The sequence below is a fragment of the Bradyrhizobium sp. CCBAU 53421 genome (assembly GCF_015291625.1).
Taxonomy (GTDB): domain Bacteria; phylum Pseudomonadota; class Alphaproteobacteria; order Rhizobiales; family Xanthobacteraceae; genus Bradyrhizobium.
The window spans coordinates 5455144-5480020 of record NZ_CP030047.1 but is presented as its reverse complement, the minus strand read 5'-3'; the positions used below and the strand labels follow the sequence as shown (position 1 = coordinate 5480020).

The following is a 24877-nucleotide window of genomic DNA, read 5'->3' as shown; positions in this document are numbered from 1 at the left end:
TTTCTGCCATCCAGTGAGGCCGACCCATGCCAGCGTTCATCACCTTCGGACGGATTCTGTTTGCCGTTCTGTTCCTCTATTCGGGAGCGAGCAAGCTGTTCGGCGTTCAGGCAACGGCGGATCTGCTCACGGCCAAGGTGGCGATCCCGGCCATCGCAGCGCCCTATACGCAGCAGGTCGAGACCTTCGTCGGCATGCCGTTCATGCAGCTCTTGGCGATCGTGATCGGCGGCTTCGAGATCGTCGCGGGGCTGATGATCGCGGTGAACGTACTGGCGCGGTTCTTCGCGCTCCTCCTGATCATCTTCGTTTGCTTCGCGACCTTCTACTTTCATGATTTCTGGAACCAGCCGGCGCCCGACAATCTCAGGACCTTGATCGACGCGCTGAAGAACCTGTCGCTGATCGGCGCGCTGTTCATCATCGCCGGCTACGGCCGCGGCCCGCGCCGCGATGACCCGGCATATGGGGATGTGTAGGAGGACGTGTGCCTAGCTGCGCAGGAAGGGTAGAGCGCAGCGAAACCCATCATCGTGCCGCAAGTTAGAAGTGATGGGTTTCTCTACCCATCCTACGGGCATTGCCGCTTTCAACCCATCCGCCGCCACGGCGTGACGCTGACATCGTGCGCGTCGTCGATCAGTTGCGGTGTGCCGGCGTGAAGGCCGTGTGCTGACAGCACCTGCTGCGGGGTGCGGGCGGGGACGCCGGGAAAGCACGGCTCGCCGTCGGGGATGCGCACCTTCGGTGCGACCGAGAGCCAGAACGTGTCGTAGCGGTCCATGAACATGCCGAACACGCCGGGGCCGCCGATGATGGCGACCATGCCCGAGATGACGCCGGCCTCGCGGCTCGCGGTCTCGAACGGGCAGCCGGCGGGATTCCACAACAGCGCCTTCGGATTGTCCGGGTCGGGGGCGATGGCCGCGACCTTGCCGGTCAGGATCAAACGGCGGCGCTTCGGTGCGTTCGGCTGCTCTTCCTGGGAGTGGCGGCCATGGACGACAAGGTCGGCGCGATCGAGGGCTGCGGTGAAGAACCGCTTGTCGCCCTCGATCTTGAGGTCGTCGGGCATCACGTTGTGCGCATTCGCCAGCCGGCCGTCGGCGGAGACGATGACGAACCCCTCGATACGCAACGCAGACACCAGGATTATCGCGGGCGCGTTTACTGATCGACGGTGGTGACGACGCTGTTCACCGGCCGCGAGCTCACGGTCGGCAGCTTGACGTCCTTGGCGAGCTCCTGCTCGTATTGCGGCAGCACGGTCGCCGGGAATTTGGCGCGCATCGCCACCACCTTGTAGCCGCCGGCCTTGAGCTGCGTCAGCAGCGTCGGCAGGGCCTCCGCGGTGTGCTTCTGGAAGTCGTGCATCAGGATGATGCCCTTGCCGAGCTTGGCGAGCTTCTTCATCACGGTGTCGATCACCTGTTGCGAGTTCTTCGACTTGAAGTCGAAGGAGTCGAGGTCGCAGGAGAAGATCGCGATGTTGCGGTTGCCGAGATAGGTGACCATCTCCGGCGGATGCTGCAGCGCCGGGAAGCGGAAGAACGGCGAGGGTGAGGTCTCGAGCGCCCACTTGACCGCAGCCAGGCCGCGCTCGATCTCGTCCTTCTTCTGATCCTCGGTCAGCTTCTTGTTGTTCAGATTCTCGTGCGACCAGGTGTGCGAGCCGACGGTGTGGCCGGCGGCATAGACCTGTCGCAGGATTTCGGGGTGATAGGTGGCGTGCTTGCCGATCGGGAAGAAGATGCCCGTGGTGCACTCGTCGGCGAGCGCCTTCAGCACCGCCGGCGTGTTGCCCGGCCACGGACCGTCGTCGAAGGTCAGCACCACCTCATGGTCGCGCAGGAAGTCGAGCTGCTTGAAATGCTCGAAGCCGAAGCCGGGACCGCCTGTGGTGTCGATCTCGACGGTGCGGGCGACGCCGAGCGCATTCGGATTGTTGCAGGCGGCGCGTGCCGGCTGCGGTGGTTGTTTCGGCGGCACTTGAGCTGCTGCGGCGGGCGCCGGCGCCGCGGCGGCAGGCGCTGGAGCTGCAGCCGCCGGTGCGGCTGCCGGCGCCGCGCCCTTGGCGGGCGGCGTCTGCGACCAGGCTGCGCTCGAGGCGAGCAACGATACGGTCCCTGCGAAAATCAGACCTGCCGCTATGCGCATGGCGTGTTCCCTGCTGATCGCGCTCCAGGTCGCCGCTTTGCCGCGACCGGGCCGCTTCACCCCCAACTCATCGTACCCTAGTCGCAGTGCCGACGCCAAGGCAATGAACGTGACCGGGTTGTGGCCGAAATCCCAGTTAATTCCGGGGATTATCGTGGCCTCTCAGGCCGCCGCCAGTGCCCGGGCGATCCCGGTCTTGATCCGGGTGTCGTCCGGCGTGACCGACTCAGGGAAGACGTCGGCGATGTAGCCGTCGCGGCCGATCAGGTATTTGTGGAAATTCCAGCGCGGCACGTCCTTCGGCCGTGCCTCCGCGGCCCAGCGGTAGAACGGATGCGCGCTTGCGCCCTTGACCACGGCTTTCGCCGCGATCGGGAAGGTGACGCCGTATTGGTGCTGCGCGGTCTCGGCGATTTCGGTCGGGCCGCCGGGTTCCTGGCCGCCGAAATCATTGGAGGGCACGCCGATGATGACGAAGCCGCGATCGCGGAATTCGGTCCACAATTGCTGCAGGCCGGCGTATTGCGGCGTGAAGCCACAGAGCGAGGCCGTGTTCACGATCATCAGGGGATGGCCGGCATAGTCGGCAAGGCGGATCTCGCCGCCAGAGAGTGCCGGAAATGCGAAGGCGTACGCGGTGATCCGGCTCATTGCCGGCGGCTCGGCATGCAGTGTACGGGATCCGGCGGCCGCGGCGAACGCCGCCACGATCAGTGTCCTGCGGTCCATCATGGCTCGTCCCTGGAACGGATGCTCACAGGGATCATAATCCAGAGTGGAGGCGCAGGCTTTCAAGAAGGCGTTATGGCAGGTCTAGCGCAGCGGCAGGATGAAGTCGGTGCCTTCGCCGGTCTCGCCCTGGTTCACGCCGAGGTCGGAGACGATGATCGATCCGCCGCTCCCGAGCGCTTCGTTGATCCGCGCCATCACGTCGGCCGGGATCGAGATGCGATCGAGCGCTTCGGCCGGAGTGTTGGTCGCCGGCTGCGGCTTCGCCTCGACCGGCACTGCGGCCGCCACCTTGCGGCGATGCGGGGCGCGCTCCTCGACGTCGATGCGGGCGGCGCTGCGCGTCGGCAGGGTCACCACCGACCAGCGCAGCAGGTTCGCATCGGTCTTGTCGGCTTCCGCGGTGAACACATGCGTGCCGAGCGGCCGGTCGCTCGCCGCGATCGTCACCGGCACCTCGAACAGCGGCGCGAAGTTCTGCCGCACGTAGAGCTTGGAATCCTTGCGGCTGATGAACACCGCGATCTGGCCGGCGCGCTTCGACACGTCGATCCTGGCGATCCCCGGCAGCCGTGCCGGATCCTTCTTGGCGTCGGGTGCATCGGTCGCAGTGGCTGCCTCGGCAGGCTTGACGGTATCCGTCGCCTTGGCTGCGTCCCTGGCCGCGTCAGCCTTATCTGAGTCCGTCTTGGCAGCATCCGTCTTGGGGGCCTCGGCAGCGCCGGGCCTGGCGGCATCCGCCTTGGGCTCATCGGCCTTGGCTTCGGCCTTCGCCGGGTCGCTTGCGGAAACTTCGGACTTCGGCGTGTCGGTACTGCCGGTGACTTCGCCGACCGTCCTGTCGTCGGTGGCCGCGGAATTGCTCTCGGCCGGCTTGTCGGCGGCGGCAGGCCCGGTCGCCGTCACCTCGGACTTGTCGGCCGCGATCTTCTCCGCGATGGCGTCACGTGCGGCCGAGGAGGAGGCATCGGACATCGTCGCCGACGCGCTCGCCGCCGGCATCGCGCCGCTCGCGTCGGCGGTGTGGGTGTTGTCGCGCAATGACGCGGCGGCATGGCCGACGCTGCTGCGCAGATCGAGATTGGTCTGCGGCTTGTCCGTGCCCTTGTCGCTCTTCACGCCGAGCGGCGCGTCCATCTTCAGGATATCGTCGGCAACCGGCTGCTGCGGGGTGACCTTCTGCGTCACCAGCAGGGGGTGCGAGAAACTCTCCGGCGAGATCGTGCCCGGCGTGACGAACACGCGGGCGCCCATCCGCGTCCAATTGTACATCTTGACCGCAAACGCCATCGGCATCCGGATGCAGCCATGCGACGCCGGATAGCCGGGCAGCACACCGGCGTGCATCGCGATGCCCGACCAGGTGATGCGCTGCATGTACGGCATCGGCGCGCCGCTGTAGATGTTGGACTGGTGGTACTTCTGCTTCTGGATGACGCTGAAGACACCCATCGGGGTCGAATGCCCCTTCATGCCCGTCGACACCGGGCCCTCGGCATAGAGGCCGTTGGCGTCGTAGACGCTGACCCGCTGATGATCGATCGAGACCGAGATGATCAGGGGACCTTGCGGCTTGCTGGCCTGCTTCTCGATTGCGGGAGTCTTCGTGGCCGCATTGCGCTTCGGCTTTTGCCGGTGCGGCTGTGGCGGCGGCAGCGGCTCATAGTCGCCGTAATAGGCGGAGTCGCGGTTCCAGTAATAGAGAGCTGCGCTGGCCTGGGAGGACGCGGCGACGGTGCCGGCCGCGGTCAGAACTGCAAACCGCCAGAACCGCCCATTCGCAGAATCAAAAATCGAAATCCGACCGCTTGCGCGCATATTCCGAATCCCAGTCCAAACTATCTGTTGGTTGTCGCAGACGCGGAACGCGTTCACCAGCGCGAGCGATCTAACCCTTCCGTGAGCGGCGAATTTTCGACGAAACAGTAACAAAAAAGCCTCACAGGAGGTTAAAGCGCCCGGTTTGATCACCGAACTGTCAGCGCCTTCCTGTGCGGCGTTTGCGCACTACATAGGCGGGAACCACCCCCGCGGAGACTTCGATGACATCGAGAAATGTGAGCTTGTGTGACGTGCGACTGTTGTCTCGATGGGGCTGCGCGGCGCTGCTGATGTTGCTGACCTTGGGGATGGCTGCCCCCGCGGTCGCTGCTGACGAGCCGGACCTGATCTTTCGCCGCTCGACGGTGTTCAAATGGGTCAGTCCCAACGACAAGCTCGCGACCTATGGCGTCGACGACCCCGAGGTCGAGGGCGTCGCCTGTCACTTCACAGTCCCGGAGAAGGGCGGCTTCAAAGGCTGGCTTGGCCTTGCCGAGGAAGTCTCTGATATCTCGCTGGCTTGCCGGCAGATCGGGCCGATCCGCTTCAAGAGCAAGCTCGGCCAGGGCGACGACATGTTCAGCAAGCGGCGATCGCTGTTCTTCAAGAAGATGCAGATCGTGCGCGGCTGCGATGCCAAGCGCAACGTGCTGGTCTACATGGTCTATTCCGACAAGCTGATCGAAGGCTCGCCGAAGAACTCGACGTCCTCGGTGCCGATCATGCCATGGGGCGCGGCCGATGCCACCGCGGTGCAAAAGTGCGGTGAGTTCATTCAGTAGCTGTAACAGGGGCTTGGCCCGGGCGGCTGAAGCGGCGGACGAGTTAGCGCTTGGTTTGCCCGAACTGCTTCGTGCCGAGGCTGAGGCCCGGCTTCACCTTCGAGTCGCGGCAGCCGACGAGGCGGACCAGCTTCTGCTGCGCGCACTCATTGTCGCCCATCACATAGGCGCCTTGCTGCGGCATCGCGGCCGTCATCTGTTGCTGCTGGCCGGATTTGCTGGCCGCGGATTCATTGCCAACACCGATGTTGCCATTTCCCACGACTGACATCCTTCGTTGGATCGGATCACAACTGCCGTTGGATCGGGAATCACGACAACGTGCCACCGCGAAGATGGTTGCACGGCGCCCAGATGAGTCGGCCGAACCGTCGCCCGGTTCATGCCGTCCTTGCTGTGCTGCCTGCTGTCTCAGCAGAGGAAAGTTAAGAAAGCGCGGTAGGGCGCTCAATTTGCACGCATAATCGAACCATCCACAGCCGGGCAGGTTGAACGCTCGAAATTTTGAGCAGGCTGCCTGCAATGTCGCGGCTACTGAAAACATTGGCGTTTTTCGGCCAATGTTTCGTGGACCGCTCGTCGACGAAACAATTCTCGCGCCGACGAAACCATTTTCAGCTTGTTCCGCAGAACTCCCGAAACGGCAGATCGTTATCAAACCCTCAACACAACGGCGCCGGGCGCCGAACCGGAATGACGGAGACTGTCAGATGCGGACCATGAGCCTGATCCTCGCCTTCGCCTTCGTGATGGCCGGTTCGTCGATGGCTGGGACCCCGGACAACGGTTTGCCCGGCATCGGCACCTTCTCCTATAACGGCTCGCCGGTGGTCACCTCGGCCCCGATGGTGATGGCGCAGGTCAACTGAGCACGACGCAAAAACAGAACTGCCGCTAAAGGCTCCCCATGTTGCTCCGTATCTGCTCCGCCGCGCTCCTGGCATTGCTCGCTCTGGCCGGTTCCGCACAGGCCCAATCCCAACTTCCGCTGGAGTCGATGCAGATCAGGTCGCTGTACCGGGTGCCTGAACCGCGCGACGAGTTCGTGCGCCAGTGCGCGCCGCATATGCTCGGCCGCTGGGCGCATCCCGAGGCTGTCTGCGGTTGCCTGCATGACCATGCTGCCGCGACGGTGGACGATCCCGATCTGCGCCAGGCGCTGCTGCGCGGCATCAGCGAGACCGGCGTGCCGACCATCGAGACCGATTGGGTGCCGCCGTCCAAGCAGGCCGAGATCGGCCCGACCTTCACCAAGATCGCCAAGCCGACGCTGCAATGCATGTTCGAGCCGATCTCGAACTGAGCGGCGTGTTGATGCAATGATGAAGCAGGCGCCTCGCAGAAGCGGGGCGTTTATTTCTTGGCGAGACGCTGCACGCAGCTTTGGGTCCGCACCACGCCGTTCTGGCTCAGCCTGGCGCCGATCACCTGCTTGATCTGCCCGGCCGGGCAGGAGCCGTCATCGACCAGGACGCGCTGACCGACCCGGAGGTCGACGATATCGGCCTCGCGCATGACAGCCTGCTGTGCGGAGGCGGGGTGAGTCGTCGCGACAAGCGCGACGGCACCGATCAACGCGACCAATTCGACGCGCGGCATCGCGGCCTCCCTCACTTGTTCTGGATCTTGACCCCGTCGGGGCCGACGTTGATCTGCAGACCTTCGGGCTGCTTCTTCGCCTGATACAAATTGTAGCCGAGCATGCCCGTGATCACGATCAGCGCGCCGATCACGAGATACAGGACGTTGCGATTGGGCATCCGGTATCTCCGTAGGCGGACACTGACTGAACGCTGGCGACCTTAGTCAGGTGGCTGCGATTCTCCTAGAGCGCCGCGGCGCGGTAGATGGCTTGGCAAATGACTTGGCGGATGCCTTGACGGAGATCTTGCGCGTTGCGCGCAGCGCAGCTAGCGTTGTCCTCGCCAGGTGTTCCGCCGAGGCGACGAGTTGCGGAACCGGATGACCCGAGAACCCCAGCACGAAGCCGGGCAGTGGCGGCGCGCGATGATAGGTTTCCGCGAGCAGCCAGCCGCCGACGCCGGCGGCCGCCTTTGCCTGCGCGGCAATCAGCGGATCGGTTAAGGGATCGAGCCGCGCCACCAGATGCAGGCCTTGCGATGGTACGGGAACCGTGAGCTCGCCCTCGGAAGCACCGGTGAGTGTCGACGCCAGCACGTCGCGCGCCTCGCGATAGAGCTTTCGCGATTTGCGCAGGTTCGCGGCGAAGGCGCCGGAGTTCAGCATGTCGGCGACTGCGCCTTCCATCAGGGTGCCCGGAAAGCGATCGAGCGCGGCGCGCGCCGCCGTCACCGGACCGATCAATGCCTCGGGCAGGGCGCAGTAACCGATCCGCAATCCCGGAAACAGCGTCTTCGCGAACGTGCCCATGTAGATCACGCGGCGCAGATGATCGATGCCGGCGAGCGACAGCAGCGGGGCTCCGTCGTAGCGGAACTCGCTGTCGTAATCGTCTTCGAACACGAAGGCGCCGGCGTCCCTGGCCCAGTCGAGCAGCTCGAGCCGGCGCGGCATCGACATCTGTACGCCGAGCGGAAACTGGTGCGAGGGCGTGACGTAGGCGGCACGCGCGGCAGGAGCGGATACGCGTCCCCTGTCGATGCGCATGCCCGAGCCATCGACCGGCACCGACACCGGGCGATAGCCGCAATGCTCGATCGCGCGCCGCGCCGCCGGATAGCCGGGATCCTCGCACCAGACCTGGTCGCCGGGCTTGAGGATCGCCCCGAGCACGATGCGCAGCGCATGCAAGGTGCCCGAGGCCAGCATGATCTGGTCGGGATCGCAGCGCAGCCCGCGCGCCGACAGCAAATGGTCTGATATCGCGGCGCGCAACTCGCTGCTGCCGCGAGGGTCGCCGTAATGCAGATGCTCGGCGCCGAAGGCGCGCAGCCTGCGGCCGGCAAAGGCGCGGAAGCGCTGCAGCGCGCGGTCATCGATATGCGTGCAGCCGAGCGACAGCGCATTGTGCTGCGGCGGCTCGATCTCGACCCTCGCACGTCGCGGCGCGCCGGCCTGGGCCGGAATGCGCGACGCGACGAAGGTGCCGGAGCCCGTGGTCGCCACCGCAAAGCCGTCGGCGATCAGCCGCTCATAGGCGGTGGTGACAGCGTTGCGGCGGAAGCCGGTCTGCTTGGCCAGCGCGCGCGACGGCGGCAGCGGCTCACCCGGCTTGACGAGGCCGCCGACGATCGTGTGGCACAGCGCCTGATAGAGCCGCTGCTGCGAGGCCGCGCCCGGCGTCACGTGCGGGCCGGTGAGGTCGAGCGGCAGCTCCGGCTTGCGCGCCGCGGCCCCTCGGGAATTGGTCGGAATTTTTCGCATGGAATTGGCACTATCGCAGACCAAATGGACCGCTACAACTCTGGACAGATTCCAGATTTCGAAAGGCACAGCCGTGACCGAAGGCGCGTCCACTCCGTCCTACCCCATGTCGTCCCGCAACCGGGTCAAGCGCCGCCATGATCGCGGCTTCTACGACCACGCCACCGTTCACAAGATCCTCGACGCCTCGATGCTGTGCCACGTCTCCTACGTGATCGACGGCCAGCCCTATTGCACGCCGACCTTCTTCTGGCGCGAGGGCACCAGGCTCTACTGGCACGGGTCCAGCGCGAGCCGCATGCTGGAGAACCAGTCGGAAGGCCAGCGCGTGTGCCTGACGGTCGCCCATCTCGACAGCCTGGTGCTGGCGCGCTGCGGCTTCAATCACTCGGCCGACTATCGCGCGGTGATGGCGTTCGGCTCGGCCTATCTCGTCACCGATCCGGAAGAGAAGGAGCGGGCGATCGTCGCGATGGTCGACCGCTTCTTTCCCGAGCGCACCGCGAGCCTGCGCGCCAGCAACAAGCAGGAGATCAAGGCGACCTCGTTCATCGCGATGGAGATCGAGGAGGCCTCGGCAAAAGTGCGCGCCAAGGGCGTCGCCGATGACGACGAGGATTACGAGTTGCCGATCTATGCCGAGCGCATTCCGGTGCGCACCGTGCTCGGCGCGCCCGAGCCGTGCCCGCGGCTGCTCGACGGCGTGACGCGGCCCGCGACGCTCGATGGCTATTCGGAAGGCCGTCTGCTCGAAGATGCATTGCGGGATGCCTATTTTGCGCAATACAAGGAGGGATGAAATCGGGTTACGGTGCGGCTCCCGCCATTTCTGATGTCCCCATGGAGCTGCCGCATGACTGCCGAGACGCAACAACGAATCCTTAGCGCCGTTGACGAGGGATTCGATGCGCAGCTTGCGACGACGCAGGCCTTTGTCGCGATCCCCTCGACCCGCGGCGCCGAGGGGCCGTGCCAGGACATGATCGGCGATCTCTTGCGCGAGCGCGGCTACGAGGTCGACGACTGGCACATCAATCTCGACGACCTGAAGGACCTGCGCGGCTTCGGCCCGATCGAGCATGATTTCTCCAAGGCACGCACGGTGGTCGGCACCTACCGCCCGGCGACCAATGCCGGCAAATCGCTGATCCTGCAGGGTCACTGCGACGTGGTGCCGACCGGCCCGCTCGAGATGTGGGAGACGCCGCCGTTCTCGCCTGTCATCAAGGACGGCAAGATGTACGGCCGCGGCGCCTGCGACATGAAGTCCGGCACCATCGCCGCGCTTTACGCGCTGGATGCGATCAAGAAGGCCGGCCTGAAGCCGACGGCGCGGATTCACTTCCAGTCTGTCATCGAGGAGGAGAGCACCGGGGTCGGCGCGCTCTCGACCTTGCAGCGCGGCTATCGCGCCGATGCCTGCTTCATCCCGGAGCCGACCAACGGCAAGATGATCCGCTCGCAGGTCGGCGTGATCTGGTTCCGCCTGAAGGTGCGCGGCTTCCCGGTGCATGTGTTCGAGGCCGGCGCCGGCTCGAACGCGATCATGGCGGCGTATCACCTGGTGCACGCGCTGGAGAAGCTCGAGATCGCCTGGAACGAACGCGCCAAGGCTGACCGCCACTTCAAGGACGTCAATCACCCGATCAACTTCAATCCCGGCATCATCAAGGGCGGTGACTGGGCCTCCAGCGTGCCGGCCTGGTGCGATGTCGACTGCCGCATCGCGGTGCTGCCGGGCTGGTCGATCGCCGAATGCCAGAAGGAGATCCTGGCCTGCGTGTCGGCTGCGGCGCGCGACCATCGCTTCCTCTCCAACAATCCGCCGCAGGTGGAATGGTCGGGCTTCCTGTCGGAAGGCTATGAGCTGGTGAATTCCGAAGCGCCGGAGGCCGCCTTCGCCAACGCGCATCAGGCGGTCTATGGCGGCGCGGTGGAAGACCGTGCCTTCACCGCGTTGACCGATACGCGCTTCTACGGCCTGAACTACGACATCCCGAGCCTCTGCTTCGGCGCCAGTGGCGCGGCGATGCACGGCTTCAACGAATATGTCGAACTGGACTCGCTGCGCAAGGCGACCAAGGCGATGGCGCTGTTCGTCGCGGAGTGGTGCGGGGTGGAGAAGGCGTAGGGTGTCTATCCGTCATTGCGAGCGAAGCGAAGCAATCCATTTCACCACGTGCGGAGACATGGATTGCTTCGTCGCTTCGCTCCTCGCAATGACGGCGGTGAGATTCATATACGCTCCGCCCACAACGCCTTCACGATCGCATCGAGTCCATCGGTCAGCGCGGCGGGGCCGGGCTGCAGGATGATCGGCGACTTGATCTCGACGATGCGGTTATCGCGCACGGCCGGAATATCGCTCCAACCCTCACGCGCGCGGATGCGGTCGGGCACGACCTTCTTGCCGCACCAGGACGCCAGGATCACGTCGGGCATCGCCGCGCGCACGGCCTCAAGCGTGACGATGCGGTCCTTGGCCGCTTTCTGCGCGCGCAGATGCGGCAACGCATCCTCGCCGCCGGCGATCTCGATCAGTTCGGACACCCAGCCAATGCCGCTGATCAGGGGATCGTCCCACTCCTCGAAATAGACCTTTGGCCGCCGCGCAGGTCGCGGCGTTGCCGCGATCGCGGCCAGCCGTTGCTCGAGGCTTTGTGCCAATTGCCCGGCGCGATCGGCCGCGCCGACCATCGCGCCGAGGGTGCGGATCATCGCGAAGATGCCGGCTATGTCGCGCTGATTGAAGACATGGACGGCGACGCCGGCGCGCACGAGATCGGCGACGATGTCGGCCTGCAGGTCGGAGAAGGCGAGCACCAGATCGGGGTCGAGCGCCAGGATTTTTGGAATGTCGGCGGAGATGAAGGCCGACACCCGCTTCTTCTCGCGGCGGACCTGCGGCGGCCGCACCGCGTAGCCGGAGACGCCGACGATGCGGTCCTGCTCGCCGAGCAGGTACAGCGTCTCGACCGTCTCTTCGGTCAGGCAGACGATCCGGCGGGGAGGGAAGTCGCGCATCGCGGACGGTATGCAGATTTGGCGCGCCGTTGTCACTGATGTCATGACGTCATCCGCACCATTACCTCGCACGTCATTGCCGGGCTCGACCCGGCAATCCATCATGCCGAGAAAGCTTTTTGCGAAGAAGGAGGGACACGCGGGGTCAAGCCCGCGTATGACGCCCAGAAAAACCGGAGGAACGTGATGACGCCGCTCGAAAAGATCCAGTCGATGAAGATGCCGTTTGCGGAACTGAAGGGCGTCACCTTCACCGAGGCCGGTCAGGACCGCGTGGTCGCGACAATGCTGGTGCGGCCGGATCTCTGCACCCTCCGGAACACCATCCACGGCGGCGCGGTGATGGCCTTCGCCGACTCGGTCGGTGCCGCCGCCACCGTGATCAACCTGCCCGAGGACGCCAAGGGCACCACGACGCTGGAGAGCAAGACCAATTTCATCGGCGGGGCCAAGGAGGGGACCACCGTGATCGCGACGGCCACACCCGTCCATCGGGGCCGACGGACCCAAGTCTGGCAGACCAGGCTGGAGACCGAGGACGGCAAGCTGGTCGCGGTCGTGACCCAAACACAATTGGTACTATGATGAGACAATGATGTGATTTGCCAATCACATCATTGTTTACTTAAATGAATCTAAGTACTTGAATTACATGGTGCGGCGCACAATATTAGGGTGCTAGGGACTCGACGCCTCCTCGAGGGCTACCAAGAGGAGTTATGAAATGAACTATGATTCCATCCGTCCGACGTCTGCCAAGGGCACCGTGCGGACGTTGAGCCAGCAGGAAGAGCTTCCTCTGCTGCGCGATCACCTGCTGCGACTGGATCGTACCAGCCGACATGATCGTTTTCATGGCTTCATCGATGATAGTTTCATCCGCCGCTATGCCGAGCGCTGCGCCAACGACGGCACGGTCATCATCGCCTATTTCGAGGATGGCGTGGTCCGCGGCGCGGCCGAGCTGCATCCGCCGGAGCAGTCACCGGATGCACAGCCCGAGATCGCCTTCAGCGTAGAGCGGTCGGTGCGGCGCAAGGGCGTCGGCAGCACGCTGTTCCGCAAGCTGATCGCGGAGGCGCATGCCAAGGGCTACATCAGCCTGCGGATCACCACCGGTGCGCAGAACGACGCGATGCGTGCGCTCGCCACCAAGTTCGGTGCCCAGTTGACCTTCCGTCACGGTGAGTCGACCGGCAGCATCGACCTGACCGAGCAGCACCAGCCTCAGCCGGCACCGGCTGTTGGCCCGGTTACGCCGGTCGAGGCCGCGCGCGCGATCGTCGACATGAACCGCGCCTATTGGCGAATGGTGATGCAGATGTCCGGCTGGGGCCGGGCCGCCTGAGCCATCAATTCGCATCAAATGCAAAAAGGGCAATCCGCTCAGCGGATTGCCCTTTTTCTTTAAGGAGCGGAATGGGGTTGTTCAGGTGCCGGTGCGCTTGTCGGTGGCGAAGCGGCGAACCACGCGGCGCTCGACCACGACCGAGCGCTGGGCGCCCTGTTCGCCGGCGATCACGCGGGTTGCCGTGCCGGTGCGGGCGCTGACGCGCGCCGTCTTCTTCACCTCGGCCAGCACCTCGTCATAGGGCAGCCCCATCAGCGACGACGCGATCTCGGCCTGGGCCTCCACGTCATCGGTGATGCCGATAGCGGCGAAGATTGCCTCCTCCAGCGTCGGCGGATCATGCCGCACGCGCCGGGTGCCGTACTTGGTATTCCAGTCTCCGCTCATCGCCGCCTCACCTTTGAATCGCGGGAGATACGTAAGGTCCCCAATGTTGCATTGCAATATGAATATGAGATGGCAATCCAGCCATGCAGCTAGAGTCTCTCAATCTTGTGAGCGTCATAAAGTTCGATGGTGGTCGCAGCGGCGGCAAGAGATTGCAGGGAGCGGACGAAATCGCGTGATGCGGGGACCGCGAAATGTGCCGCCAGCGCGGCGCGGTCGGCCCATTGCTCGAAAAACACCAGCCTGAGCGGATTCTCGCAGTCGACATGAACCGCGTGCGAGATGCAGCCGGGCTCGCTGCGCGAGCGATGGACGTGCTCGAGGCTCAATCGCCGCACCTCGTCGAACGAGTCGGGGCGGGCGGTGATGCTGCCGGTGACGACGATCATGATCTCCCCCTGTTGTTATGGGGCGGCTTCGGCCCCTGACGCACTCATCGGCTGCTGCGGCCAGCGCCTCAGCGCGGCGCGGCCGGCATCATTGAGTACATAGATGCCGCGCTCGGCACGATCGAACCAGCCGTAGACATTATGCAGCAGGATCTTGCCGGCGTCGGGAATCTCGGCGCGGAGGTCGCGGACCCGCCGTGGCCCATCCGACAGCGCGCAGGCACAGGCCAGCGCCTGCTGCCTGTAGGCGGTCATGATCGGCGCCCGCGTCGATCCGCCCATTGCCGGATCGCCCTTCCGCTTGCGGTGTTCAGTGATCAGGCGCGAACGCTTCTTCGGATTGCGGCGCGGCGCGGTGGTCGGCGGCGGCACCAGCACCTCGACCTCGCCGCGATCGGTGACGCCGAGCATGCCGAAGCCGAGCCGTCGGCACAGATTGCGATAGCGCGCATCGCTTTCGCGGCCCTTGCCGCGGGCCGATACCTTGGCCGCGATCCAGACCTCGTCGGCGGCGCCGGCGCGATCGACCGCCTGCAGGATCAGTTCGAGATTGAAGGCGAGCTTAAGTTCACCGATCACGACGACGGGCGGATCGCTGCCGTTCAGTGCGACGAGGTCGCAGCCGCCGATCTCGCCCTTGACCGCGAAGCCGAGCTTTTCGAGGAAGCGTTTGACTGGCAGATAAAGCGCGGTTTCCAACAGGCAGGCTCCTGCGGCGTCCGGCCGCGACTCAGGTGCCAGCATAGCGCGGAATTGCGCCTGCCGCGGCTGATGGAATTTGCCCAAAGTGCGGCCAACGGGCTATTCTCGCGGCCGGGACAAGGCGCAACCATCCTCATGATCCGGAACGGGCTCTATCACATCACCGTCGAATTTCTCGATAGCGTCTCTGGCGGCAACCAGGGCGTCATGGTGCTGCGCGACGGCCAGATGCGCGGCGGCGACTCGTTCTTCTACGCCTATGGCAGCTACACCGCGGCCGACGGCAAGTGGAAGGGTGAGGTGACCAACGAGGAGCATTCGCCGACTTACGGCGAGCGCCCGGTCTGGGAACGCAAGGTGGTCACCATCGGCTTCACCGGCACATACACCGATCAGACCGCCGAGGGCGACGGCATGGCGCTCGCCGGCAAGCAGAGCATTCGCTTCAAGTCGAAGCTGCGCCTGCTGGTCGCTGACTGAGGCGCCGATCCAGGCCGGGCCTTTTGCTAGGTCGCGGTCGGGGACATCGGCCGCCCGCGGCGTCCGGGTCGCGCGCGATTGACCCGCGGCTTCTTGCTGGCCTTGTCCGCCTGGTCGCCAGCGATCGAAATGTTGCTGCTTGTTGCGCGGATGGCACAGGGTCCCCAGCCCAGATCGATTAAGTTCCAATCCGGACTTGGAAGGTTAAGCATCACTGGGGCAAAGTGTGATGTCGGACACCGTCAGCCTGTCTGGTACGCCAAGTGTCGCCGACGCCGCGGCTGCGACAGCGCGGTTCGGCGTGAAGATCGTGACGCGCGGCGAAATCGCCGGTTGCCCCGCCTGGGCTGCCACCTTCGCAGCCCTGCGCAAGGATCATCGCTACTACGAAATCCTGGAGGATACGCTCGGCGACGGCGTCGAGTACCGCTATGTCGCGATCGTCGACCGGGCCGGCTGCATCCAGGCCATCCAGCCGTTCTTTGTTCTCGACCAGGACATTCTCGAAGGCCTTGGCACGGAATGGCAGGTTTGGCTGGCGCGCATCCGGCGCTTCGCTCCCCGATTTCTCAAGATGCGCACCTTGATGGTTGGATGCTTCGCCGGAGAGGGACACCTCGGCGCATCAGACACGGTGCCACCAGGCGAGATGGCGGAGATTCTCTGCCGCGAGATCGTCGATCTCGCAAGGTCGTGCCGGGCGCAGCTCATCGTCATGAAGGAATTCCCTGCGCGCTACCGGCCGGTGCTGGATTGCTTCGTCCGGCGCGGTTTCGCCCGCGCGCCGAGCATGCCGATGACGGTGCTCAATATCGAGCACGAGGATTTCGACGCCTACATGCAAAATGCGCTGCCACGATCGGCGCGATGGCAGCTTCGCAAGAAACTCAAGGCGACCGACGGCGTACCCCTTGTCCTTACCGTCACCGACGACGCCGGGGATGCCGTCGACGACATCCATCCGCTCTATTTGCAGGTGTTTGACCGTTCGAAATTCCGTTTCGAGAAGCTGACGGCCGACTATCTCCGCCGGATCGGCAGCGACATGAAGGACAAGGTCCGTTTCTTCATCTGGCGGCGGGGCGGCAAGGTGATTGCCTTCAGCCTCTGCATGGTCGAAGGCGACAGTCTGTTCTGGGAGTATGTCGGGCTCGACTATGCCGTCGCCCTCGACCTCCATCTTTACTACTACACCATTCGCGACATGATGAACTGGGCGATCGCCAACGGTTACAAGTGGTTTCGCAGCACGGGTCTCAGCTACGAGCCGAAATTCCGGATGCGGCATGAGCTCGATCCGCTCGACCTCTATGCGCGTCTGCGCTCTCCGCTTCCGAACGCGATCTTCCGGCTGCTGCTGCCCTGGATCGTTCCGGCCCGCTACGACAAGACCCTGCGGAGGTTCGCGAACTATCGCGACCTCTGGTAGCGGGGCCGATCGGCAACGACAGGCTCAAACCCGCCCGTTGACCGGTAGCAGCGCGCCGGTGACGGCGCTGGCGGCATCGCTGGTGAGGAACAGGATCACCTCGGCGAGCTCCTTCGGCGTCACCCATTTCGAGATGTCGGCCTTCGGCATCGCGGCGCGATTGGCTGCGGTGTCGATAATCGAGGGCAGCACCGCGTTGACCGTGACCTTGCCCTTGAGCTCGGCGGCGAGCGACTCGGTGAGGCGGTGCACGCCGGCCTTTGATGCTGCATAGGGCCCCATGCCGGAGGCAGCCTGCAAGGCGCCGAGCGCGCCGATATTGATGATCCGTCCGGCGCCGGATTTGATGAGGTGCGGAATCGCCGCGTGCGACGTGTTGAACGCGGTCATCACGTTCATCGCATACATCCGCTGCCAGGTCGCGGGATCGCCGTCGCTCACCGCCTCGAAGGTGAAGCCGCCGGCGATGTTGATCAGCCCGTCGAGCCGGCCGAAATGCGCCGCCGCCTTGTCGATCGCAGCCGTCGCCTGCGCGGTGTCGGTGAGGTCGACACCGCCGAGTTCGATGCGATCGGCCGTCGCGGCAAGCTGCGAGGCCGCATGATCGATGCCGGCGACGCGCGCGCCGCGCGCCAGCGCCTCTTCGGCGACCACCTTGCCTAGCGCGCCAAGCGCGCCGGTGATGACAATGGCTTTTCCCTTCATGGTGGTCTCCGTACTCACGACAGGCTGCTGCCCACTATGATCAGGCGGATTTCATTTGCAATGCCGCCGATTTCGTCTCCTACTGCGCGCATTCATCAGTTCATTCGCGTCAAGGATGTTTGCGATGCCAACGCCGAGGCCCTGCGAAACCCATCCCGAACTCGTCAAGTTCAGCTACGGATTGCCGCATCTCGCGGAAGCGCTCAAGCGCGAACGCAAGATCAAGATCGTTGCCCTCGGATCGTCATCGACCGCGGGAGCCGATAAGATACTCCCGTTTCCGCCACGGCTGGAGATCTTGTGGCGAAGCCAGAAGCAGTCCTTCGGCCGGATGATCGACATCGTCAACCGGGGGATCGGCGGGCAAGAGGCGCCGGAAGAGTTCTCGCGCATCGAGTCCGATGTCATCGCTGAAGCACCGGTGATGGTGATTTGGCAGGTCGGCACCAACGCCGTGTACAGGAACTACAATTTCGATCAGGTGCAAGCGACATTCGAGGCAGGGCTCGATGTGCTCGCCGTGCTGCCGCTGGACGTCGTGGTGATGGATTCGCAGTACACCCAGGCAATCATCGGCGCGCCGGACGTGCTCAAGCTCGCCAACCAGTTCATGCCAATGATCGCCGACGTCGCCGCAAGCAGGAAGGTCAATCTGTTCCGCCGCTTTGCGCTGATGAAGCAATGGGTCGAGGCCGGAATTCCGCTCTCCGAACTCGACGATGGTGCACAGGAGCATCTCCATACGAGCGAGTGGGCGACCGATTGTATCACTCAAGCGTTGCTCGGTGCGATCAACGATGCGGTGGCACGCAGCGCGAGCACGTCGTCCTGACTACGTAAGACTACGGTGTAGGGCCGGTTGGATAAAATTTGCTGCAGTTCCGTAAGTCGTTTTCAGAACCCTTTCCTTAGAAGCGGAACTCCAGCCAAGGTAGGGGTTATGCGAATGGGAAATCTTCCGGACCACGGTTTACCGCTTGTTCAGCTTAAGGAGCAGCGGCGCGATCTCGTGGTGGCACTACAAAACCGCAAGGGACCAGTGGGCAGCTGGGAGCTGATGCAGATCGCGGCGATCCAGCAGGCCATCTCGGCGTTCGAGGATGTGATCGCCGATCTCGACGCGGAGATCGAGCTCGAGGCCGCCGCGGCCTGAGCTTTTTCGGTTCTGATCGAAGCGCTCTCGCGCGAAGTGATCAGGCCTGCAAATAGCGGCCTTCAAGCGCCTTGCGCTCGGCCTGGCCGAGCCCGAGGCCTTCGCGGAAATATCCGTCGAGGCCGCCATAGTCGGTATCGATCGCCTCGAACGCAGCCGCCAGAAACGCCGCGCGCACGGTGCCGAGCACCTGCTTGACGTCATCGGGCAACTCGGTGCTGTGGGCCGGGTCGCGCTTGTAGTACTGGTTGGTCAGGAGGTAGTCGTCCGCGATCACCTGCTCGGACACGCCGAGCGCGTGCAGGATCAACGCGCAGGCAAAGCCGGTGCGATCCTTGCCCGCGGTGCAGTGGATCACCAGCGGGGCGCGGTCCTCGAGCAGATGGGCGAACAGCGTGCGATAGCGCGGCGTGTTGTCCTGGACATAGCCGCGGTAGGAATCCCGCATCACGTCGATCGCATCGGCTTCCGAGAGCTGTCGGTTGCTGGCGATCGCGCGCAGCGAGGCAACCACCGTCGGCTCGACCGGAAGCGAATGCACGGTGACGTCGCTCATGCCGCACAACGCCTCGGCGCGCTCGGCGACGCCGCGGAAATCGAATGCGCTCTTGACCCCGAGCGAGCGCACCACGGCGATGTCCTGCTCGGTGAGATGGGCAAGATGGTTGGAGCGGAAGATCTGCCGCCAGCGCATCGTCCGGCCGTCACGGGTCTGGTAGCCGCCCAGGTCACGAAAATTGCTGGCGCCGGCGAGATTGAGGTGACGGGCAGGGGCTTCTGACATCGGGCGGGCCTGTTGCAGCTGGTGAGGTCTTGGCGCAGAAATCTCGGCGCAGGAATATGGGCGTTGCAGACAGGTCTATAACCGGCCCGTCGGGGGGAGAATATGACTTATCGCGGAGGCGCCATTCTCGTCGGCGCAATTCTTTTCGAGATTGTTGGTTCCTCGGCAGCGCCGGCGCAGTCCGCCTTCCGGAATTATCACTGTGCCGACGGCACGCAGTTCATTGCGGCGTTCTTTGGCGGAGATACCCGCGCGCATCTGCAACTCGACGGTAAGGCGGTGACGCTGACCAAGCGGCTGTCACTGACGGGCACGCGCTATAAAGGGGGCGGGGTCACGCTCGAGATCACCCGGGCCGGGCTTACCAGGCTGCGGCATGCGAAGCGGCCGGTGACGGCCTGCGAGCTGGCATGAAAAAAGGGCCGAAACGCTCGTTCCGACCCTCTCTTACTGCTGTGCTGCTGTCTGACGTTTTTGCGTCGCGCCTCTCTGCCTGATCGACATCAGTGATCGCGGCTCGGCGTGGCATCGTCGATTGCCGCCTGGTGGTACCAGCTCTCGCTGCACGCCGAAGTCTCGACCTCAGCGGCCAGGTCGCGCGCCGATCGGATTTCGCCGTAGCGGCGCCCGCCGAGAGCCGCGCGGCCTCCCGCCGGGAATTGGTAGATCGTTGCCGATCCCTCGATTGGCCCTTGGTTTTGGCCCGTGGTGATCATGTCAAAGTCTCCTTTGGCCGGAGCGAGCCTCCATGGTGCGCCCGACTCATTCGTGTGTCGTTACCGTCATTTTGATATCGGCCTAGGCCCGGCGGGGTGCAAGTTGACCAATAAATAGTCACGTCCCGTCTAATTCATGTGCAAATTCCGGTTTGCCTCCTGCGAGGCAGGATGCGAATGACCAACGCTTGGGCCGGGGCGATGGTTGCGAGGCGACCGATGATCGGACACGAACTGTCACACTGCGCTGCCGCCGCATTAATCGGCGGCCGGCGCCATAGCTGAATTTGCTGCAGAAACGGGCGGCGGAGGCGGCTGAGAGAAGATTTTGGCTGACCGTGGCGCATGCCAGCTGCGCTGCTTTGTCGCAGCTAAAAATGCGATCTCCGCTGTGGACATCCGCGGGCCAGGCGGGTGCCGCAGTGCAGCGACTGGCATTTTAATTGCTTAGTAAGAGCCGGCCGATGGTGGCCGGGTACGCGTGCGGCGGCCGACTGGCTTTCGGTTCCTCACGGTTTTGCATCATCAACAGAGAGGTTCAATGACCAAGTACAAGCTCGAGTATATCTGGCTCGACGGATATACGCCGACGCCGAGCCTGCGCGGTAAGACGCAGATCAAGGAATTCGCGTCGTTCCCGACCCTCGAACAGCTTCCGCTGTGGGGCTTTGACGGTTCGTCCACCCAGCAGGCTGAAGGCCACAGCTCTGACTGCGTGCTGAAGCCGGTCGCCTGCTATCCCGACGCCGCGCGCGAGAACGGTGTGCTGGTGATGTGCGAAGTCATGATGCCCGATGGCAAGACGCCGCATGTGTCCAACAAGCGCGCCACCATCCTGGACGACGACGGCGCCTGGTTCGGCTTCGAGCAGGAATATTTCTTCTACAAGGATGGCCGTCCGCTTGGCTTCCCGGAAGAGGGTTATCCGGCTCCGCAGGGCCCGTACTACACCGGCGTCGGCTACAAGAACGTCGGCAGCGTCGCCCGCAAGATCGTGGAAGAGCATCTCAATCTCTGCCTCGCCGCCGGCATCAACCACGAAGGCATCAATGCCGAAGTGGCGAAGGGCCAGTGGGAATTCCAGATCTTCGGCAAGGGCTCCAAGACCGCCGCTGACCAGATGTGGATGGCTCGCTATCTGATGCTGCGCCTCACCGAGAGCTACGGCATCGATATCGAATTCCACTGCAAGCCGCTCGGCGACACCGACTGGAACGGTTCGGGCATGCACGCCAATTTCTCGACCAAGTACATGCGCGAAGTCGGCGGCAAGGAGTACTTCGAGAGCCTGATGAAGGCGTTCGAGAAGAACCTGATGGACCACATCGCCGTCTACGGCCCGGACAACGACAAGCGTTTGACCGGCAAGCACGAGACCGCCCCGTGGAACAAGTTCAGCTACGGCGTGGCTGATCGTGGCGCGTCGATCCGCGTGCCGCACTCCTTCGTCAACAACGGCTACAAGGGCTACCTGGAAGACCGCCGTCCGAACTCGCAAGGCGACCCCTACCAGATCGCTTCGCAGATCCTGAAGACGATCTCCGAGGTACCGACCGGCGCCAAGGCTGCAGCATAAAAGGCTGCAGCTTAAAGGGCTGGGGCTTAATGGCTGCGGCCTAAGCAGCTATCGGACCCGGATGGAGCCATCCGGTACCGCAATCGGGTCCGCCAAGGCGACTGCCTTGGCGGACCTTTGCGTTTTGACGACAGTCTTTGCGGCCGGTCTGCCGCCGAAAGCGGTTTCGCTGCGTTATGAACCGCGCTAGACAACGGTTGTATCTTCGCTGCCGGGGACACGGCGCTTGTTTGAAGGGTTTTACAAGGTTCGGTTCGAGCTCGGCCGCGCCGTCGGCCGCAGCGTGATGTTTGCCGGCGACGGCAGGATGCTCGGCGGCAACTCGGCCTTCGCCCATATCGGCACCTACGAGAAGGACGGCGACGAGGTCGCGGTCGAGATCCAGACCGTCCGCCACAACCCCGATCCGGCCTACCGCGCGATGGCCGGCACCGACGATGCGACGCTGATCGCAAGGGGCAGGCCCGATGGCGAGCTCTATCGGTTCAAGGGCGAGCTGAAGGAATTGCCCGGCGTGCCGTTCCAGTCGGTGATGACGCCGATCACCGAGGAGGATATCCCGATCGCCGGCGGGGTCGGCGAGGGCGGCATCATCAACGGGCTCTATTCGATCCACATCGAGCTGCTCGACGGCGTCGACGGCGGCCTGACCGGTGTGATGGTACTAAACAACGGCCGCATCCTCGGCGGCGACGCGTTCTTCTACTATCTCGGCACCTACACGTCAGAGAAAGGCCGCTGGAAGGGGCAGATCCTCAATCAGGAGCACACCTCGGCGATGGGCGAGAACCCCGTGTTCGGCGGCCACGAGGTCGGCATTGGCTTTGCCGGTAGTTGCGACGCGGAAGGCGCGGTGCTCGAAGCAACTGCGCTTGCCGGCAAGCGCAGCCTTCGCCTCAGGGCCGCGCTCAAGCTGATGCGGCGGGCGTAAGCGGGATGGACAATACGGTTCGCGTGCTCTCGACGCTGGCGCTGAAGGGCGCGGTCGCGCGGCTGGCCGCGGCCTATCATGCGGCAAGCGGCGTTGGGATCGACGCCGATTTCGCGCCGACGCTGGCGCTGCTCGAACGCCTGCGCGGCGGCGAGAGCGCCGATCTCGTGATCCTGACCCGCGAGGGCCTCGACGGGATGTCCGGCGAGGGCCGCGTTGCGCGGGGCAGCGTTGTCGATCTCGCACGCTCCTATGTCGGCGTCGCCGTAAAGGCGGGCGCCGCACATCCGGACATCGCGAGCGAAGCCGCGTTGCGTGCGGCGCTGCTCGCCGCGCGGGCGGTGGCCTATTCGCAGCTCGGCGCTAGCGGCATCCTGTTCGCGCAGCTGATCGCGCGTCTCGGCATTGCGGAGGCGATCAACACCCGCGCGGTGATCATTCCGGTAGGTTTCACCGCGGAAAAGCTCGTCACTGGCGAAGCAGAACTGGCGATCCAGCAGATCAGCGAGTTGAAGCAGATCGACGGCATCGAGGTCGTCGGGCCAATTCCGTTAGATTTGCAGACGCCCGCGGTGTTTTCCGCGGGTCGCATGGTCGCCTCGAAACGCGCTGCGGCCGCCGATCATCTGCTGCGCTATCTCTCGTCCGCCGACGTCGCGCCGGTGCTGCGCGAGACCGGGCTCGAGCCTTGAATTTGCCCGCAGCGCGACGCAACCTGCCGACCATGTTCAGACCTCTCCATGCAATCGTCCTTGCCGCGGCGCTGGCCGCGCCCGTGCTTGCCCACGCGCAATCGGCCGACCTCGTGCTGTGCGACCGGCTCGCCGCCGATCCCTCTGATCCCGACAAGCCGGCCGACGTGAAGGGCGTACCCGACGTCGCATCGGCTGACATCGCGACCGCGATCAAATATTGCGCGGTGGCGGCAAAGTCCTCGCGCCGCGCGATGTATGAGCTCGGCCGTGCCTATGCGGCCAACCGGCAGACCGCGGAAGCCATGTCGGCCTGGCGCAAGGCGGCCGACAAGGGCTCGACATCGGCGATGGTCGAGCTCGGCGTGCTCTACGGCAATGGCACCGGCGTCGCCAGGGACGAGGCGCAGGCGCGCAAATTGTTCGAGCGCGCGGCGCAGGCCGGCAATGCGCGCGGCGTCAGCAATCTCGCCGCGCTCGGCGGCGGCGGCGCGGCGGCCGATCCGGCACGCGCGCGCGAACTGCTCGCCAAGTCTGCCGAGACCAATGCGGAGGCGCAGTACCAGCTCGGCATGATGCTGGCCGAAGGCAAGGGCGGTGCGCAGGACGATACCGCCGCGCGGGCGCTGTTCGAGAAGGCTGCGGCGCAGAACCATCCGGGCGCGCTGGAGCGGATGGGCGCCTTCGCGCAAGCCGGCCGCGGCGGACCGAAGGACAGCGATGCGGCAAAAGCCTATTACGAACGGGCGGCCGCGCTCGGCGACGAGGATGCCAAGAAGGCGCTGGAGCGGGCGCGCTGTCCCTACGTGATCAAGGACAAGCGCGGCAATGCCGTGACCAACCTCTGCTTCTAGTCTCATCGCGCTTCAGACAGGAACGCTCACGCTCGCGTATCGTTGACTCGCGAAAGGCACAGGCGAGGCGATGTCATGATCCGCAAGCTGCGTTCCGGCGAGTACCGGCTGTATTCCCGCAAGGTCAATCCGAAGACCGGCAAGCGCCGCAATCTCGGCACCTTCAAGTCACGCGCCGCGGCGGAGAAGCACGAGCGCGACGTGCAGTACTTCAAGCGGCACTAGTTCGGACGCCGCGTGTCTCGTCTAGGGCGGGCAGGCCGCGCCGGTCTTCACCCAGGCCTCGACCAGTGCGCCGGCCTGTGCCTGCGTGCCGGGTGCCGGCGAGCGGCCGAAGCCGGGATGCCAGGCCCAACCCACCAGCGTGTCCTTGCCGATATGCTCGATCAGCTCCTCGACCTTGCGGCCGCCGTTGCGTGCGGGGTCGCGGATCTGCTGGCAGATCTCGCCGACGGTTTTCCCCGCCCACGCCATCTCGCGCGGCGCGAGATGCCATTCCGGATGGCCCGGCACCCGGCCGGGATCGAAATTGGCGTGCTGGTGGCAGATCGAGCAACGCATGGCGGCGGTGCCGTGGCCGTCGGCGCCGCGCGTGACCGGCGGCTGGTGCATGCGGCTGATGTCGCCCTGCCGCGGGCTGTCGCCGGCGGGATGGCAATTGGTGCAGCGCGGATGGGTCAGCACCTTGCCGAGCTCGGTGAAGATCGCCGCCGAGCGTTGTTCGACGTTCTCAATTCCCGCGAAGCTTTCCGGCGAGGCGAGGGCGTGGCTCGCGCTTTCCGATGCCGCATAGCCGGCACACAGGCTGGTCGCGAACGCGATCAGCACGGCCATGATCCGAAATCGCGTGTCCGATGGCATCGCGCGCGC

Annotated in this window: 34 protein-coding genes; 18 read left to right on the top strand and 16 right to left on the bottom strand. The window is 64.6% G+C overall.

Annotation, left to right across the window (positions count from 1 at the left end; genetic code table 11):
* The first annotated feature begins 26 nt into the window (after nucleotides 1-26).
* Nucleotides 27-479, top strand: a complete 453-nt coding sequence (locus XH92_RS26270; RefSeq protein WP_194454696.1) for a DoxX family protein — start codon at nucleotides 27-29, stop codon at nucleotides 477-479.
* Between the two features lie 110 nt (nucleotides 480-589).
* Here XH92_RS26270 and XH92_RS26265 read toward each other — a convergent pair whose 3' ends face one another.
* The 4 genes from XH92_RS26265 to XH92_RS26250 all read right to left on the bottom strand — a co-directional run bounded on the left by XH92_RS26265 (nucleotide 590) and on the right by XH92_RS26250 (nucleotide 4704).
* Nucleotides 590-1147: a dihydrofolate reductase gene (locus XH92_RS26265; RefSeq protein ID WP_246787634.1), complete on the bottom strand. Its 558-nt coding sequence runs from the start codon at nucleotides 1145-1147 to the stop codon at nucleotides 590-592.
* 20 nt (nucleotides 1148-1167) lie between these two features.
* Entirely contained in the window at nucleotides 1168-2157 is a 990-nt protein-coding gene (locus XH92_RS26260; RefSeq protein ID WP_194454695.1) for a polysaccharide deacetylase family protein, read from the bottom strand.
* A gap of 162 nt (nucleotides 2158-2319) precedes the next feature.
* The gene (locus XH92_RS26255) at nucleotides 2320-2889 is read right to left on the bottom strand and encodes a glutathione peroxidase (protein WP_194454694.1); all 570 of its coding nucleotides are present in this window, start codon (nucleotides 2887-2889) and stop codon (nucleotides 2320-2322) included.
* 81 nt (nucleotides 2890-2970) lie between these two features.
* Complete coding sequence (locus XH92_RS26250; RefSeq protein WP_194454693.1) at nucleotides 2971-4704, bottom strand: L,D-transpeptidase family protein; 1734 nt, start codon at nucleotides 4702-4704, stop codon at nucleotides 2971-2973.
* Between the two features lie 224 nt (nucleotides 4705-4928).
* On the opposite strand from XH92_RS26250, the gene XH92_RS26245 reads away from it, so the two are divergent.
* Nucleotides 4929-5489: a CreA family protein gene (locus XH92_RS26245; RefSeq protein WP_194454692.1), complete on the top strand. Its 561-nt coding sequence runs from the start codon at nucleotides 4929-4931 to the stop codon at nucleotides 5487-5489.
* 43 nt (nucleotides 5490-5532) lie between these two features.
* Here the strand turns inward: XH92_RS26245 and XH92_RS43165 are convergent, their stop codons facing one another.
* The gene (locus XH92_RS43165; protein ID WP_246787632.1) at nucleotides 5533-6033 is read right to left on the bottom strand and encodes a hypothetical protein; all 501 of its coding nucleotides are present in this window, start codon (nucleotides 6031-6033) and stop codon (nucleotides 5533-5535) included.
* A 166-nt stretch (nucleotides 6034-6199) separates the two neighbouring features.
* Here XH92_RS43165 and XH92_RS26235 point away from each other — a divergent pair, with 166 nt between their 5' ends.
* Nucleotides 6200-6358 (top strand): hypothetical protein, encoded by a 159-nt coding sequence (locus tag XH92_RS26235; protein WP_173643233.1) that lies wholly within the window; start codon nucleotides 6200-6202, stop codon nucleotides 6356-6358.
* Between the two features lie 38 nt (nucleotides 6359-6396).
* Nucleotides 6397-6792, top strand: coding sequence for a hypothetical protein (locus tag XH92_RS26230; protein ID WP_194454691.1), 396 nt, complete (start codon nucleotides 6397-6399; stop codon nucleotides 6790-6792).
* Nucleotides 6793-6842: 50 nt separating this feature from the next.
* On the opposite strand, the gene XH92_RS26225 is transcribed toward XH92_RS26230, so the two are convergent.
* From XH92_RS26225 to XH92_RS26215, 3 genes are read right to left on the bottom strand one after another with little or no spacing between them, the layout of a single operon-like run.
* Entirely contained in the window at nucleotides 6843-7088 is a 246-nt protein-coding gene (locus tag XH92_RS26225) for a DUF6719 family protein (RefSeq protein WP_194454690.1), read from the bottom strand.
* Between the two features lie 11 nt (nucleotides 7089-7099).
* Nucleotides 7100-7249, bottom strand: a complete 150-nt coding sequence (locus tag XH92_RS26220) for a hypothetical protein (RefSeq protein ID WP_194454689.1) — start codon at nucleotides 7247-7249, stop codon at nucleotides 7100-7102.
* A gap of 46 nt (nucleotides 7250-7295) precedes the next feature.
* Nucleotides 7296-8834, bottom strand: a complete 1539-nt coding sequence (locus XH92_RS26215; protein WP_194454688.1) for a PLP-dependent aminotransferase family protein — start codon at nucleotides 8832-8834, stop codon at nucleotides 7296-7298.
* A 106-nt stretch (nucleotides 8835-8940) separates the two neighbouring features.
* On the opposite strand from XH92_RS26215, the gene XH92_RS26210 reads away from it, so the two are divergent.
* Nucleotides 8941-9633 (top strand): pyridoxamine 5'-phosphate oxidase family protein, encoded by a 693-nt coding sequence (locus tag XH92_RS26210; protein WP_371817825.1) that lies wholly within the window; start codon nucleotides 8941-8943, stop codon nucleotides 9631-9633.
* Nucleotides 9634-9687: 54 nt separating this feature from the next.
* The gene (locus XH92_RS26205; RefSeq protein WP_194454686.1) at nucleotides 9688-10965 is read left to right on the top strand and encodes an ArgE/DapE family deacylase; all 1278 of its coding nucleotides are present in this window, start codon (nucleotides 9688-9690) and stop codon (nucleotides 10963-10965) included.
* Between the two features lie 104 nt (nucleotides 10966-11069).
* On the opposite strand, the gene XH92_RS26200 is transcribed toward XH92_RS26205, so the two are convergent.
* Nucleotides 11070-11858, bottom strand: a complete 789-nt coding sequence (locus tag XH92_RS26200; RefSeq protein ID WP_194461426.1) for a cobalamin-binding protein — start codon at nucleotides 11856-11858, stop codon at nucleotides 11070-11072.
* 186 nt (nucleotides 11859-12044) lie between these two features.
* Here XH92_RS26200 and XH92_RS26195 point away from each other — a divergent pair, with 186 nt between their 5' ends.
* Both XH92_RS26195 and XH92_RS26190 read left to right on the top strand, forming a co-directional pair.
* Entirely contained in the window at nucleotides 12045-12443 is a 399-nt protein-coding gene (locus XH92_RS26195) for a PaaI family thioesterase (RefSeq protein WP_194454685.1), read from the top strand.
* Nucleotides 12444-12582: 139 nt separating this feature from the next.
* Nucleotides 12583-13206 (top strand): GNAT family N-acetyltransferase, encoded by a 624-nt coding sequence (locus tag XH92_RS26190; protein WP_194454684.1) that lies wholly within the window; start codon nucleotides 12583-12585, stop codon nucleotides 13204-13206.
* An 81-nt stretch (nucleotides 13207-13287) separates the two neighbouring features.
* Here the strand turns inward: XH92_RS26190 and XH92_RS26185 are convergent, their stop codons facing one another.
* The 3 genes from XH92_RS26185 to XH92_RS26175 all read right to left on the bottom strand — a co-directional run bounded on the left by XH92_RS26185 (nucleotide 13288) and on the right by XH92_RS26175 (nucleotide 14684).
* The gene (locus XH92_RS26185) at nucleotides 13288-13596 is read right to left on the bottom strand and encodes a hypothetical protein (RefSeq protein WP_024581534.1); all 309 of its coding nucleotides are present in this window, start codon (nucleotides 13594-13596) and stop codon (nucleotides 13288-13290) included.
* A gap of 89 nt (nucleotides 13597-13685) precedes the next feature.
* Nucleotides 13686-13985 carry a putative quinol monooxygenase gene (locus tag XH92_RS26180; RefSeq protein ID WP_194454683.1) on the bottom strand — a complete coding sequence of 100 codons (300 nt, stop codon included), beginning with the start codon at nucleotides 13983-13985 and terminating at the stop codon, nucleotides 13686-13688.
* Nucleotides 13986-14000: 15 nt separating this feature from the next.
* On the bottom strand, nucleotides 14001-14684 hold the full coding sequence (locus XH92_RS26175) for a DUF2161 domain-containing phosphodiesterase (protein WP_194454682.1): 684 nt from the start codon (nucleotides 14682-14684) through the stop codon (nucleotides 14001-14003).
* Between the two features lie 72 nt (nucleotides 14685-14756).
* Here XH92_RS26175 and XH92_RS26170 point away from each other — a divergent pair, with 72 nt between their 5' ends.
* On the top strand, nucleotides 14757-15167 hold the full coding sequence (locus tag XH92_RS26170; RefSeq protein ID WP_246787630.1) for a GrlR family regulatory protein: 411 nt from the start codon (nucleotides 14757-14759) through the stop codon (nucleotides 15165-15167).
* Nucleotides 15168-15396: 229 nt separating this feature from the next.
* Nucleotides 15397-16596: a GNAT family N-acetyltransferase gene (locus tag XH92_RS26165; protein WP_194454681.1), complete on the top strand. Its 1200-nt coding sequence runs from the start codon at nucleotides 15397-15399 to the stop codon at nucleotides 16594-16596.
* A gap of 24 nt (nucleotides 16597-16620) precedes the next feature.
* Here XH92_RS26165 and fabG read toward each other — a convergent pair whose 3' ends face one another.
* Nucleotides 16621-17301, bottom strand: coding sequence for a 3-oxoacyl-ACP reductase FabG (gene fabG, locus XH92_RS26160; protein WP_194454680.1), 681 nt, complete (start codon nucleotides 17299-17301; stop codon nucleotides 16621-16623).
* A 331-nt stretch (nucleotides 17302-17632) separates the two neighbouring features.
* Here fabG and XH92_RS26155 point away from each other — a divergent pair, with 331 nt between their 5' ends.
* Together XH92_RS26155 and XH92_RS26150 are read left to right on the top strand one after the other, a co-directional pair.
* Entirely contained in the window at nucleotides 17633-18133 is a 501-nt protein-coding gene (locus XH92_RS26155; protein ID WP_194454679.1) for an SGNH/GDSL hydrolase family protein, read from the top strand.
* A gap of 114 nt (nucleotides 18134-18247) precedes the next feature.
* Complete coding sequence (locus XH92_RS26150; RefSeq protein ID WP_194454678.1) at nucleotides 18248-18454, top strand: hypothetical protein; 207 nt, start codon at nucleotides 18248-18250, stop codon at nucleotides 18452-18454.
* Between the two features lie 40 nt (nucleotides 18455-18494).
* On the opposite strand, the gene XH92_RS26145 is transcribed toward XH92_RS26150, so the two are convergent.
* On the bottom strand, nucleotides 18495-19238 hold the full coding sequence (locus XH92_RS26145; RefSeq protein WP_194454677.1) for a tyrosine-protein phosphatase: 744 nt from the start codon (nucleotides 19236-19238) through the stop codon (nucleotides 18495-18497).
* A gap of 102 nt (nucleotides 19239-19340) precedes the next feature.
* On the opposite strand from XH92_RS26145, the gene XH92_RS26140 reads away from it, so the two are divergent.
* Nucleotides 19341-19652 carry an MliC family protein gene (locus tag XH92_RS26140; protein WP_194454676.1) on the top strand — a complete coding sequence of 104 codons (312 nt, stop codon included), beginning with the start codon at nucleotides 19341-19343 and terminating at the stop codon, nucleotides 19650-19652.
* Nucleotides 19653-19741: 89 nt separating this feature from the next.
* Here the strand turns inward: XH92_RS26140 and XH92_RS26135 are convergent, their stop codons facing one another.
* Nucleotides 19742-19954, bottom strand: a complete 213-nt coding sequence (locus XH92_RS26135; protein ID WP_194454675.1) for a DUF2735 domain-containing protein — start codon at nucleotides 19952-19954, stop codon at nucleotides 19742-19744.
* A 541-nt stretch (nucleotides 19955-20495) separates the two neighbouring features.
* Between XH92_RS26135 and XH92_RS26130 the strand changes: the two genes are divergently transcribed.
* From XH92_RS26130 to XH92_RS26110, 5 genes are all read left to right on the top strand, one after another.
* Nucleotides 20496-21530: a glutamine synthetase beta-grasp domain-containing protein gene (locus tag XH92_RS26130; RefSeq protein WP_050401410.1), complete on the top strand. Its 1035-nt coding sequence runs from the start codon at nucleotides 20496-20498 to the stop codon at nucleotides 21528-21530.
* A 226-nt stretch (nucleotides 21531-21756) separates the two neighbouring features.
* Complete coding sequence (locus tag XH92_RS26125; protein ID WP_194454674.1) at nucleotides 21757-22461, top strand: GrlR family regulatory protein; 705 nt, start codon at nucleotides 21757-21759, stop codon at nucleotides 22459-22461.
* Between the two features lie 5 nt (nucleotides 22462-22466).
* Nucleotides 22467-23153 (top strand): substrate-binding domain-containing protein, encoded by a 687-nt coding sequence (locus tag XH92_RS26120; RefSeq protein ID WP_194454673.1) that lies wholly within the window; start codon nucleotides 22467-22469, stop codon nucleotides 23151-23153.
* A gap of 32 nt (nucleotides 23154-23185) precedes the next feature.
* Nucleotides 23186-24007, top strand: a complete 822-nt coding sequence (locus XH92_RS26115) for a tetratricopeptide repeat protein (RefSeq protein ID WP_194454672.1) — start codon at nucleotides 23186-23188, stop codon at nucleotides 24005-24007.
* 75 nt (nucleotides 24008-24082) lie between these two features.
* Entirely contained in the window at nucleotides 24083-24232 is a 150-nt protein-coding gene (locus tag XH92_RS26110; protein WP_016843021.1) for a hypothetical protein, read from the top strand.
* Between the two features lie 21 nt (nucleotides 24233-24253).
* Here the strand turns inward: XH92_RS26110 and XH92_RS26105 are convergent, their stop codons facing one another.
* Nucleotides 24254-24868, bottom strand: coding sequence for an Isoquinoline 1-oxidoreductase subunit (locus tag XH92_RS26105; protein WP_194454671.1), 615 nt, complete (start codon nucleotides 24866-24868; stop codon nucleotides 24254-24256).
* Nucleotides 24869-24877: the final 9 nt, after the last annotated feature.